Source organism: Cupriavidus sp. 207A1 (assembly GCF_057798955.1).
On sequence record NZ_JBYOJO010000009.1, the window covers coordinates 250827 to 263121 of the forward strand.

Annotated in this window: 10 protein-coding genes; 2 read left to right on the forward strand and 8 right to left on the reverse strand. The window is 70.6% G+C overall.

Annotated features, from left to right (window positions below):
* Positions 1-369: 369 nt before the first annotated feature.
* Positions 370-1689, forward strand: a complete 1320-nt coding sequence (gene hmgA / locus AC3FMM_RS18615) for a homogentisate 1,2-dioxygenase (RefSeq protein WP_488687247.1) — start codon at positions 370-372, stop codon at positions 1687-1689.
* 119 nt (positions 1690-1808) lie between these two features.
* Entirely contained in the window at positions 1809-3071 is a 1263-nt protein-coding gene (gene fahA, locus AC3FMM_RS18620) for a fumarylacetoacetase (protein ID WP_488687248.1), read from the forward strand.
* Positions 3072-3095: 24 nt separating this feature from the next.
* Here the strand turns inward: fahA and AC3FMM_RS18625 are convergent, their stop codons facing one another.
* From AC3FMM_RS18625 to AC3FMM_RS18660, 8 genes are all read right to left on the reverse strand, one after another.
* Positions 3096-3575: a hotdog family protein gene (locus AC3FMM_RS18625; protein WP_115713052.1), complete on the reverse strand. Its 480-nt coding sequence runs from the start codon at positions 3573-3575 to the stop codon at positions 3096-3098.
* A complete protein-coding gene (locus AC3FMM_RS18630; protein WP_326347304.1) occupies positions 3568-4380 on the reverse strand; it encodes a beta-ketoacyl synthase chain length factor in 813 nt (270 codons plus the stop codon). Before AC3FMM_RS18630 ends, AC3FMM_RS18625 begins: the two co-directional genes overlap by 8 nt.
* Before the next feature lie 9 nt (positions 4381-4389).
* Positions 4390-5592 (reverse strand): beta-ketoacyl-[acyl-carrier-protein] synthase family protein, encoded by a 1203-nt coding sequence (locus tag AC3FMM_RS18635; RefSeq protein WP_488687249.1) that lies wholly within the window; start codon positions 5590-5592, stop codon positions 4390-4392.
* 65 nt (positions 5593-5657) lie between these two features.
* Positions 5658-6506: a polysaccharide deacetylase family protein gene (locus tag AC3FMM_RS18640; RefSeq protein WP_488687250.1), complete on the reverse strand. Its 849-nt coding sequence runs from the start codon at positions 6504-6506 to the stop codon at positions 5658-5660.
* Positions 6503-8917, reverse strand: a complete 2415-nt coding sequence (locus AC3FMM_RS18645) for an MMPL family transporter (protein ID WP_488687251.1) — start codon at positions 8915-8917, stop codon at positions 6503-6505. Before AC3FMM_RS18645 ends, AC3FMM_RS18640 begins: the two co-directional genes overlap by 4 nt.
* A complete protein-coding gene (locus AC3FMM_RS18650) occupies positions 8914-9549 on the reverse strand; it encodes a LolA-related protein (RefSeq protein WP_488687252.1) in 636 nt (211 codons plus the stop codon). Before AC3FMM_RS18650 ends, AC3FMM_RS18645 begins: the two co-directional genes overlap by 4 nt.
* A gap of 17 nt (positions 9550-9566) precedes the next feature.
* A complete protein-coding gene (locus AC3FMM_RS18655; RefSeq protein WP_115682670.1) occupies positions 9567-10541 on the reverse strand; it encodes a lysophospholipid acyltransferase family protein in 975 nt (324 codons plus the stop codon).
* Positions 10535-12265 (reverse strand): AMP-binding protein, encoded by a 1731-nt coding sequence (locus tag AC3FMM_RS18660; protein WP_326347308.1) that lies wholly within the window; start codon positions 12263-12265, stop codon positions 10535-10537. The genes AC3FMM_RS18655 and AC3FMM_RS18660 overlap by 7 nt, the downstream gene beginning before the upstream one ends.
* Positions 12266-12295: the final 30 nt, after the last annotated feature.

The window sequence follows — 12295 nt, forward strand, 5'->3', positions numbered from 1 at the left end:
GGCCGGTCCGGCGGCGGGCCTCCAGGCCACCCTCCGCAAGCGGCGCGTGCCCTCCGGCGCGCGCCGAGCCGCTTTTGTCCCGAGAGCCGTTTCTGCTCCCTGACGCCGCAGGCCTGACTGCCTGAACCGGCGCTTTCGAGCCTTACTGTCTTCTTCCGCTTCTGGCACGCCCCAGCGGCGTCCTCCCCATTTCCCGATTCCGCCGCCTACAACTGCAAGAGCGCCGCGTGCTGCCCGCGCGCCTCCGCGGTTTGACACGCCCGGTTTCGGTGATTACGATATGGTAAATTCATTGCACAATACGTAATTCAAGCGCCGTGCGGCCAGCGCTGCGCTGATGGACCCACCCCGGAGACGCAAGACCACACCATGGACCTCACGCATACCCAGCTTGCCGAGCACGGCTATATGTCCGGCTTCGCCAATGAATTCGCCACCGAGGCACTGCCCGGCGCGCTGCCGGTCGGCCAGAACTCGCCCCAGCGCGCGCCCTATGGCCTGTATGCCGAGCAGTTGTCCGGCACGGCGTTCACGGCGCCGCGCGCGCACAACCGCCGCTCGTGGCTGTACCGCATCCGCCCGGCGGCAATGCACAAGCCGTTCACGCTGATCGAACAGTCGCGTTTCCTGAGCCGCTTCGACCAGGTGCCGCCGTCGCCGAACCAGATGCGCTGGAGCCCGCCGGCGATGCCCTCGGTGGCGACCGACTTTGTCGACGGCATCGTCACCATGGCCGGCAATGGCGGCCCCGAGGCGATGACCGGCTGCGGCATCCACCTGTACCTGGCCAACCGCTCGATGCAGGACCGCTTTTTCTACAACGCCGACGGCGAGATGCTGATCGTGCCGCAGCAGGGCCGGCTGCTGATGGTGACCGAACTGGGCCGCCTGGAAGCCGAGCCGCACGAGATCGTGGTGATCCCGCGGGGCGTGCGTTTCCGCGTGGAGCTGCCCGACGGCGAGGCGCGCGGCTATATCTGCGAGAACTATGGTGCGCTGTTCCGGCTGCCCGACCTGGGCGTGATCGGCTCGAATGGCCTGGCCAATCCGCGCGACTTCCTGACACCGGTGGCCAGCTACGAAGACCGCGAAGGCGCGTTCGAGCTGGTGGCCAAGTTCCAGGGCAACCTGTGGCGCGCCGACATCGGCCACTCTCCGCTCGACGTGGTGGCCTGGCATGGCAACTACGCGCCGTACAAGTACGACCTGCGCCGCTTCAACACCATCGGCTCGATCAGCTACGACCATCCGGATCCGTCGATCTTCCTGGTGCTGCAATCGCCGTCGGATACGCCGGGCGTCGACACCATCGACTTCGTCATCTTCGGGCCGCGCTGGCTGGCCATGCAGGACTCGTTCCGCCCGCCCTGGTTCCACCGCAATATCGCCAGCGAGTTCATGGGCCTGATCTCGGGCGTCTACGACGCCAAGGCCGAAGGCTTCGCGCCGGGCGGCGCCAGCCTGCACAACTGCATGAGCGGCCACGGCCCCGATGCGGAGACGTTCGAGAAGGCCAGCGTTGCCGACACCTCGACGCCGCACCATATCGAAAACACCATGGCGTTCATGTTCGAAACCCCGGGCGTGATCCGACCGACGCCGTACGCGGCGCAGTCGGCGTCGCTGCAGCAGGAGTACTACACCTGCTGGCAAGGCCTGAAGAAGCATTTCAACCCGAACACCCGCTGATCCCGGCCGCCTGGCCCGCCCGGTTTTCTCTCTCCCGCTTGCGGGAGAGGGCAGGCGCCCGCCAGGCGTGACGCGTCACCGCATGTGACAAGTGCCACCAAAATTTTCGGAGTATCCCGATGACCGCCCCCCAAACCAGCTGGATCGACAGCGCCAACGACGGCAACACCCATTTTTCGCTGCAAAACCTTCCCTACGGCGTGTTTTCCACCCAAGGCCGGGCGCCCCGAGTCGGCGTTGCCATCGGTGACCAGGTCGTGGACCTCGACGCGCTGGACCAGGCCGGCCTGCTGCCTGAAGCGGCCCGGGGCACCTTTGCCGCGGCCAGTCTCAATCGCTTCATCGCGCTGGGCCAGCCGGTCTGGAGCGAAACGCGCCGGCGCCTGACGGCGCTGTTGTCCGGTGCCGACGCCGCGTTGCGCGACAATGCCTCCCTGCGCGACCAGGCGCTGGTGCCGATGTCGGCCGCGACGCTGCACCTGCCGGTCGAGATACCGGGCTACACGGATTTCTATTCGTCGAAGGAGCACGCCACCAACGTCGGCCGCATGTTCCGCGATCCGGACAATGCGCTGCTGCCGAACTGGCTGGAAATCCCGATCGGCTACAACGGCCGCGCCAGCTCGGTGGTGGTGAGCGGCACGCCGCTGCATCGCCCCAATGGCCAGATCAAGCTGCCGAACGAGGCGCGCCCGGTCTTCAGCGCCTGCCGCAAGCTGGATTTCGAACTGGAGATGGGCTTTGTCGTCGGCAAGCCCTCGGCCCTGGGCGAGCCGGTCAGCACCGCCGACGCGCCGTCGCATATGTTCGGCATGGTGCTGCTCAACGACTGGAGCGCGCGCGATATCCAGCAATGGGAATACGTGCCGCTGGGGCCGTTCAACAGCAAGGGCTTCGGTACCTCGATCTCGCCGTGGGTGGTCACCATGGAAGCGCTCGAGCCGTTCCGCCGCGACAATCCCGCGCAATCGCCCGAGCCGCTGCCCTACCTGCAGCAGCAAGGCAAGAACGCCTACGACATCGCGCTGGAAGTCGCGCTGCAGCCCGCAGGCGCAGCGGCGCCCAGCACCATCTGCCGCACCAACTTCAAGGCGATGTACTGGACCATGGCGCAGCAGCTGGCGCACCACACGGTGTCGGGCTGCAATGTGCGCGTGGGCGACCTGATGGGCTCGGGCACGATCAGCGGCACCACGCCGGACTCTTACGGCAGCCTGCTCGAGCTGACCCGCAACGGGGCCGAGCCGCTGACGCTGGCCGATGGCAGCCAGCGCAGCTTCCTGCAGGACGGCGACGACGTGCTCATGACCGGCTACTGCCAGGGCGACGGCTATCGCGTCGGCTTCGGTACGGTGTCGGGCAAGATCCTGCCGGCGCGCTGAAGCGAGGGTGCTGGCCGGCAGGCTTCAGCCTGCGTCAGCGCCAAGCGCGGCGGCATCCAGGATGACCGCCGCGCGGCCCGACAGCAGCGTACGTCCCGCGGCGCTGACGGCAAAGGCGTAGAGCACGGTGGCACCTTCGCCGCTGATGCGCTCCGCCGTGACCTCCAGCGGCGCCGCGATGTCGTCGAGCCGTTCCACCTGCAGCACCAGCTTGCGCACGCTGGCAAGGTAGCCCGTGCGCGGGCGCTGCGGCGCGCCGCCTGCCTGCCCGGCCTCGGCCAGCAAGGCGCCGTGCACGGCCATGGCCTGCGCGGCATATTCGATCCCGCATACCGCTGCCAGCCGGTCCTGCGCGCGCAGCGGATTCTCCGCATGCGTGTGGCTGCTTGCCGTGCAGCGGATCGATGCCGCGTCCCACGCCACCACGCCGTCGAGCAGGCACATGCTGCCCTGGTGCGGAATGCGCGCCGCGATCCAGGCGCGGTCCCTGATTGTTTCAGGCATCGGCCTGGCTGCCGAGGCTGGTGACCTCGGCTTCGATCCGCAGCGTGTCCAGATAATCCAGCACCACCGTGCCGGTCTCGCCGCGGGCGATGGCGGCCAGCAGCGGCAGCGCGCGCGCGGCCGGGGCTGACTGGCGCAGCGCTTCCAAAGCGGCGTCCGCCATCGCGGTGGCCGGTGCCTGTGTCAGCGCCACCGCGATGCGCGCCAGCGAGCGCGGGCTCGGTTGCGGCGTGAGCAGCAGGGCCACGCCGAACGGATCGGGAATCGGCCGGCAGCTGTGCAGCGGCTCCGGATAGCCGGTGTCATAGGCAATCAGCAGGCAGGGCTCGGCATCGGCGCTGGCCTGCAGTACGCCTTCCAGCAGCCCCGCGCCAAAGCTGCCGTCCATCGCGCACAGCACGTTGGAGGCGCGCATCGCGCCGGCTGCAATCGACCAGTAGCCGGCGGTCGCGTTGTGCACGGAGTTGTGGAAGCGCGTGGGCGACATCAGCGGCTCGGGCTGCGCCAGCGCTTCGCAGATGGCATGGAAGTTTTGGCCATCGCTGCTGGACGAGGTAAAGATCGTCGGCAACTGCGCGGCATCGCAGCCGCCGGCAGCCACTGCCTGCTGGCCGACGCCAAGCGCCAGCCGGACGGTGGGTCCGGTGCGGCGGCGCTCTGCCGGTGGCAGGCCCGACGGCAGCGGCAGCTCGGTGGCCGCATGCTCGTACGGCGCGCGTCCGGCGAGCACGGCACTGGCCTGCTGCCAGCCGCTCAGGCCGGGGCCGAGCAGGCCGATGCTTTCGAGATAGACGGGCTGGGGCATGACGCTGGCTCAGTGAGCAACTGCGTCCGCACGGGCGAACAGCAGGCTGCAGTTGGATCCACCGAAACCGAACGCATTGCTCATCGCGTAGCGCAACGGCGTGTCCTGGTTGGCGAGCTGGTAGTTCACATCGAGCGCGGGGTCCGGCTGCGTGGTGTTGATGCCGGCCGGCACCAGGCCGTGGCGCAGCGCCAGCGCGCAGATCACGGCTTCGAGGGCGCCGGCCGCGCCGAGTGCATGGCCGGTGGCGCCTTTGGTCGAGCTGCACGGCGTGCCGGGCAGCACCGCGGCCATGGCCAGCGCTTCGGCGGCGTCGTTGCTGCGCGTGGCGGTGCCGTGCAGGTTGACGTAGCCGACTTGCTCCGGCGCGAGGCCTGCGCCGGCCAGCGCCTGCGCCATTGCCATGCGTGCCCCCAGCCCCTGCGGGTGCGGTGTCGACATATGGTGCGCATCGCTCGATTCGCCGATGCCTGCGAGCAGGATGGCATCGTCCGCCTCCGTGCCGGTCACGCGTTCGAGCAGGCCGAACACCGCGCCTTCGCCGATCGAGATGCCATTGCGGGCCACGTCGTAGGGCCGGCACGGCTGGCGCGACAACAACTCCAGCGCATTGAAGCCGTACAGCGTGGTGTGGCACAGCGAGTCGACGCCGCCCACCACTGCCGCATCGATCAGCCCGGCCTCGAGCATGCGCCGCGCCGAGCTGAACACCTTGGCTCCGGACGAGCACGCCGACGACACCGCCGCCGCCGGCCCGGTCAGGCCCAGTTGCTGCCGCAGGAACGCCGGCAGCGAGTAGGGGTTGTGCGTGCCGCCGTAGTGGAAGTCCGGCGGCAGCGCGCCGCTGGCCGGATCGCGCTGGCGGTAGCCCAGTTCGGTCTGCAGCACGCCCGCGGTGCTGGTGCCGAGAAAGACACCGATGCGGTGGGCGCCGTAGCGCGCCGCCGCCTCGCGCACGCGTGCGGCAAAGTCGTCCTGCTCCAGCGCCAGCTGCGCCAGCCGGTTGTTGCGGCAGTCGAACTCGGCCAGCGCGGCCGGCAGCGTGACGGCGTCCAGGCCGGCCACTTCGCCGACATAGGTATCGAGGGCAACGTCGCCGAAGCGGCACGGCGCCAGGCCGCCGCGCTGCGCGCGCAGCGCCGCCAGCGTGGCGTCGAGGCCGGCGCCGAGGCAGCTGGTGGCCGTGAAATGCGAGAACAGGAGCGGGGACACAGCTTCGGTGAGGCGAATGGAAGGAATCTCTGAAGGCAGCGGCAATTGTAACAAGCCGCGGCGGCTCAGCCCGGCGGCACGGCGGCGCGCAGCGTCACGCAGCGCAACCCGGCCCGTTCGATCGCGTCCAGCAGGCCTGGCAGCACGGTGGTGCAGTGGGGCTGGCCGGCAGGGTCCAGGCCGGGGTTGCCGTCGTGCAGCAGCAGGATGTCGCGCGCGGCCAGGCTGCCGGCGAGGCGCCGCGCCACGCGCGCGGCGTGGTTGCCGCTGAGGGTATCGAAGCCGCGCCGGGTCCAGGCCGCCAGTTGCAGCCCCAGCCGGCACAGCACCGGCTCAAGGAAAGGATTGCGCAGCCCCGCCGGGGCGCGGAAGAAGCGTGGCGTCTGGCCGGTGATCTCGGTCAGCAGCAGCTGCGCGGCGGCAATGTCGCGCTGCATGCGGCCGGGCCCGAAGGTGGAGAAGTGCAGCCGGTGGTACATGCTGTGGTTTTCCACGGCGTGGCCACGGCGCACGATCTCGCGCACCAGTTCGGGATGCGCCGCGGCGCGCTCGCCGATGCAGAAAAACGTCGCGCTGGCGCCGTGCTGGTCGAGCAGGTCGAGCACCCGCGGCGTCAGGTCCGGGTTGGGGCCATCGTCGAAGGTCAGCGCCACGCAGCCTTCCGCCGATGGCGGCAGGCGCAGCAGGTTGGGGCCGAGCCAGGTGCTGCGCGGCCACAGGCCGGCCGCGCACATCGCCACATGGGATGCGCCGATGCCGGCCAGGCCCCAGCCCAGGCCTTGCGGATAAGCGAGCATCGCGCCGACGGCGCCCACATGCACCGCGGCGGCGCCATAGAGCAGCGGGGTCGGCCGCCATGGGCGGCTGGGAGGACGCCCGGGCAGGGCAACGCCCGGTGCGGATAGCGGCTTCATGTTGCACTCCCGGCCTTCGCCGCTGCCGCGGGCGAGGCCGCGGGCGCGAGGATGGCCGAAAACCACAGCGCCAGCACGGCGCCGGGGCCGACCGTCAGGCCGAATGCCTGCAGCAGCGGCAGGCTCGACAGCGACAGCAGGCCGAACGCGGCGACCGTGGTCAGGTTGGCCAGCAGCAGCGACACCAGCGTGTGCGGCGAAGCACCAGCCTCCTGGCCGTCTGCCGCCGGGCCATTAAAGAATAGTGCGTAGTTGGAGCCGACCGCGGCCAGCAGCAGCAGGCCCACCAGGTGCAGCAGCGTCAGCGGCTGGCCCAGCGCCGCCAGTCCGCCCAGCACCACCACCGCGGCGGCGGCCAGCGGCAGTACTGTCGCCAGCACCCGCCGCGGCGAGCGCAGCGCCAGCGCCAGCAGGGCGATGATCGCCAGCAGTCCGGCCAGCGACAGCAGCAGGGCCTCGCGCAGGTAGCCGGCATAGAGCCGGTCCGATTCGCCCTTGAGATCGACGAACAGGGTATCGGGCACGCCCGCCCGCTGGATCGCGGCGCGCACCGCCGCGCTGTCTACGCCGTCGGCGGCGCTGGCATGGCCTGCGGCATGCACCGGCGCGCGCAGGGGCAGCGTCGCGCTCCAGCGGCCGTTGCGATGCACCAGCAACGCGTCGACCGCCAGTGCCATCGAGGTGCCGCGCAGGCTCTCGCGTTGCAGCAGGGGACCGGTGCGGGCCGCTTCGGCCTGCGCCAGAAAGGGCCCGAACACCGATGCGCGCACCGGCTGGCCGGCGATGGCGGCATGCAGCCGCTGCGCCAGCACATCGGGAGGCGGCAGGCTGGCCTGGCGCTCGCGCTGGGTCGCCGCGCTGGGCAGGTAGCGCGCGGGGCTCTCGTAGCCGCCGATGAAGTTCTGCGCCACCAGCGGTTCCAGTTCATGCGCGACGCGTTCCGCGCCCTGCAGCACGGATTCCTGGTCCGGCCCCGACACCACCACCAGGTAGCGCACGTCCGGTGCGCCCAGGTTTTCGCGCAGCGAGGTATCCAGCGCCTGGTCGCTGGCCGATACCGGGCTCAGCGCCTGCAGTTCCCGGCCCCACAGCGTGCCGCGATGCTGGACCAGCACCACGCAGGCGCCCGCTACAAGCAGCAGCACCAGCCAGCGCAACCGGGGCGCGCGCTGCGTCAGCCATTGCAGCTTGCGGCCGAGCGGTGCGACGTCGCGCAGCTGCAGCGTGGCCGGCACCAGCTGCGGCAGCACGAAGCGCGTGACCAGCGCGGCGGTGACGAGCCCCGCGATCGAATACAGGCCCAGCTGCGCCAGTCCCGGGAATCCCGACAGCAGCAGCGACGCAAAGCCGCAGACCGAGGTCAGCACCCCCAGCCGCACCGTCGGCCAGAAGCCGCCCAGCCAGGCGCGTTCGTCGCGCCGGCCATTGCTTGTGTACTGCGCGGACTGCACGAACAGGTAGATCGAATAGTCGACCGCCTCGCCGATCAGCGTGGTGCCGAAGCCCAGCGTCAGGCCATGCACCGCGCCGCCGAAACCCAGGCTGACCGCGGCAATGCCTGCCAGCGCGCCGCTGAACACGGGCACCAGCCCCAGCACCAGCAGCGGCACCGAGCGGTACACCGCCAGCAGCAGCGTGACGATAATGGCCAGCCCGATGGTCGAGAGCCGCTCGACGTCGTGCCGGATGGTGTCGCGCGCCTTGACCGAGAACACGCCCGGGCCCGTCATCACCAGCTGGTAGGGGCCGTTCGCGGCGGCGCTGGCAAAGGCTTGCTGCACGGCCGCCATCGCCTCTGCCTGCGCATCGGTATCCGAGCCCGCGCCGGTGGTCTGCGCCAGCAGCAGCGCGCGCTTGCCGTCGCGCGAGGCCCACGCGCCCGCATGCATCGGCACGCGCTGGCCGGCATCGAGCTGGGCCAGCATCGCCGCGACCTCGCCGGTGGGATCGCGCGGCAGCAACGACTTGGTGAAGAGCCCGGCCGAGGAGGCCAGCAGCGCGAACGAATCGTTCACTGCCTGGGCCAGGCCGTGTTCGCTGAACCGCTCCGGCGTGACCTCCGGGCTGAGGAGGTAACGGTGCGCGAACACGTATTCGCGGTCCGCCGCCTGGTTGACCGGCTCGCCGTTCTGCACCGAGGCGAAGCGCGGGTCGCTACGCAGTTGCGCCGCCATCGCGCGCGAGACCCTGGCGCGGCCATCGGCATCGCCGCCTTCGATGCCGACCAGGATCAGGCGCGATACCAGCCCGTCGCGCAGCTGGTTCACCAGCAACTGCTGTTCGGCGCTGGGCAGCCGCGGCAAAAAGGCGGACAGGTCGGCGGTGAAGCTGGTGCGGCTGACGACTGCGGCGCAGGCCAGCAGTGCCAGCACCCACAGCGCCAGCGCCAGGCGGCGCGGTGCCGCGCTCATCGGCTCGCGGCCGGCCGGATCTTCATCACCGAGCGGTCACCGTCGGCCTGCCGGATCTCGACCTGGTCCAGCACATCCTGCCTGCCTTCGATACGCACCTGGCTGACGGCCGCGGCCAGGCGCGAGTCAGCCGGCGTCAGCGTCAGCGTCCAGCGGCTGGCCCGGCCCTCGACGCCGAGCTTGTAGTAGCGCTCCAGCGCATCGCGGTTGCCGGCCAGCGTGGCGCGGATGCTCTCGATAAACGCGGCGATCTCGGGGTAGTTCTGCAGCGGCATGGTGTAGCGCTTGCCGTCGCGCTCGACCGTCAGCATGTCGCCGTCCAGCAGCAGGTTTTCCGCCTTGGGGGAGAGCGTGCGCTTTTCCAGGTGGTCGGGCGCGGTGAAGCGCAGTTCGCCCGACGACTGCACCGGCTTGTCGAGCAGCGCCAGGTACTTGGTCTCGGTAAACAACACGCGCCCCGACTTGCGCTGCGCCAGCGTGGACATCAGCTGGTCGACGCCGAACGCGGCGGTGGCGGCCGGCGCCGCGGATGAGGCGGGTGCTGCCGTGGCCGGCAGCGGCGCCAGCGCAAGCAGTGCGCTTGCCAGCAGGGTCGACAACGAATAGCGGAAAGGGCGCGCGGAGAAGAACATCAATGGCGGCTCACGGGTTAGGGCTCGTTCCCCGGCGGCGGCTGTTCGGACAGCGGCGGGCCGGCGTGCCAGAAGTCATAGAAGTTGAACCAGTTGTACGGGGCGCTGCGGCTGAACCGCTCCAGCAGCCGCACGTAGTCCGCCAGCGCCGCCTGCACCGCCGTTTCGCGCTGGCCGCGCGCGGTCTCGGTGAAGTCCGCCAGCGGCACGAAATGGACGTCGTAGCGGTTGCCGCCGCGGTACAGGCCGGTGATGAAGAACACCGGCCGGCGCAGCATGGCCGCCATGCGCAGCGGGCCGGTTGGGAAACCTGTCGGCGCGCCGAGGAAACTGCATTGCTGCACCGGGTCGGTGGCGCGCTGCGACAGTGTGCGGTCGGCCAGCATGCCGATCATATAGCCGCGGTCCAGGTAGTCGCGCACGCGCAGCATGGTGTCGAAGCGGCCCAGCGCGATCACGTCCTGGCGCATGGCCGGATTGATCGACTGCAGCACGTCGTTGAGCTTGTGCGCGTTCTCTTCGTACATGGTGATCGCGACCTCCATGTTGGGGTGGCGCCGTCCCAGCGCGCGCACCACCTCGAAGCTGCCCAGGTGCGCGCCCAGCAGGATGGCGCCGCGGCCGCGCGCCATCGCCGCTTCCAGCAGGTGCTCGCCATGCAGGCGGATGTCGAACAGGTCGAAGCGCCCGTTTAGCAGGTAGATGCGGTCGTGGATGGTCGAGGCGAAGGTGAACACATGGCGGTAGCCGTCGCTCCAGCCGGCCTGGCGTCCGAGCACGCGGTCCAGGTACGCGCGCGAGGCATGGCGTGCCGCCGGCGCGAACAGCATGAAGTAGGCGGCAATGGCCCGCAGCACCACGCGTCCGGCGGGCCGGCCCAGTGCCAGCGAGATCCACGTCATGACGCGCAGCAGCGTGATGCTGCCGCGCTCTTTGCGGCTGGACCATTCCGTGTCCAGCGGCGCCTGTCGCCGCCACAGCCAGCTCAGCATGGCAAGGCTCCGGCTTGCGGCGAGTTGGTGCGCACCTGCAGCGTGCCGCTGGCGACATCGCGCCCGGCGCTGCGCAGCGTGAAGCGGATGGTCTCGGCGCCATCGGCTGCCGCCTCGGACTGGTGCAGCACCTCCACGCGCTCGCCCGGGCGCACCGGGCTCAGGAACTTCAGCAGGCTCGCCTGCGCGACTGCAAGCGGGCGGCCCAGCGCGGTGCCGAGCGCCAGCACGGCATGGTCCAGCAGCACCACGCCCGGCACGATCGGATGGCCCGGGAAATGGCCGGCCATGGCAGGATGGCCGGCGTCGATGACAAAGCCTGGCGGCAACGCGGCAGCGCGGTCATGCGCGCCGGACAGGGTTGCCACCAGCGCGGCCAGCGCCTCGCGCGGCAGCTTGCCCGCGGCATTGCGCGGCAGGCGCTCGGCAAAGTACAGCGGGCGCGGCATGAAGGCCGGGTCGATCCGTTCGCGCAGCGCCTGCTGCAGCCGGGCCGGCGCCACGCCCGGCGCCACCACCACGGCCACCAGCCGCACCACGTGCCCGTGCGCGTCGCCTTCATGCGCGTCGTCGGGCATGAAGAACGCGCCGTCGCGCACGCCGTCAATGGCGGTGAGCTGGTGATTCAGGTAGCCCAGCGAAGTCCGCTTGCCGGCGATATTGAGCAGGTCGGCCTTGCGCCCATGTAGCAGGAAGCGCTGCGTGTCGAGCGGCGCGATGGCGTCGCCCAGCGCCACCGGCTGCTCGATATGGCCGCCCTCGGCCCAGGTTTCGGTATCGTCAGCGGCGGCGTTGGGGCGGGCTTGCAGCCGCACGCCGGGCACCAGGGTCCACGTGTCTTCCTGGGCGGTGCGGCGGGTGGCAAGTTGTCCGGTCTCGGTGCTGCCGTAGATCTCGCACAGCGGCGCGCCGAACAGCGCCTCGGTCTCGGCGGCGAGCTGGCGTCCCAGCGGCGCGGTGGCGCACAGCACCAGGTCGGCCGCGGGCATGGCGACCCCGGACTGCACCAGCGTGCGCAGATGCACCGGCGAGCTGACCAGCACGCGCGGCGCCGGCACCGCGGCCAGTGCCGCGCTGACGTCGGCCGGATAGAACGCCGGCGCGGCTACCAGCGCCGCGCGGCCCTGCAGTGCCAGCATCACGGTGGCTTCAAGGCCGAACATATGCTGCGGCGGCACCGTGCCCGCCAGCGTCCACGCGCGCCCGTCGAGCAGGCCGAGCCGCTGCGCCGCGGCGCGCGCGCTGCCGACCATGGCGCCCCAGGTCTTGCGGTGCGGCACCGGCGTGCCGGTCGAACCGGACGTGAATACGTAGGCCATCACCTGCGCCGCCGGAATCTGCGGGATCTCGACGGGACCGTCGGCGGCGGTGGCGGCCAGGCCATCGTGGTAGTGCAGCGCCGGCATGTCGAAGGCCGCGTCGGGCTGGTCATGCAGGCAGAAGGCGTCGGGCGCGAAGGCCAGCAGCTGGCGCACCGTCTCGGGCGTGTGCGAGGGCGGCAGCAGCGTGGGCTTGCCCGCCAGCAGCGCCGCGCACAGGCCGACGGTAAAGCGGTAGCGGTCGGTGCAGGCGTTGAAGACGTGGCCGCCAAGGGTACCGGCAGGCAAGGCCGCTGCCAGGCGGGCCGTATCGGCGAGGAACTGCCGCACGGTGACGGGCCGTCCGTGCACCCAGGCGATGGTGTCGTCGGGCGCAGCGTGGGCAACGATGGGGAATGAGGTCATGGACGGAGCCTGTGCCTGTTACGCGGGGCC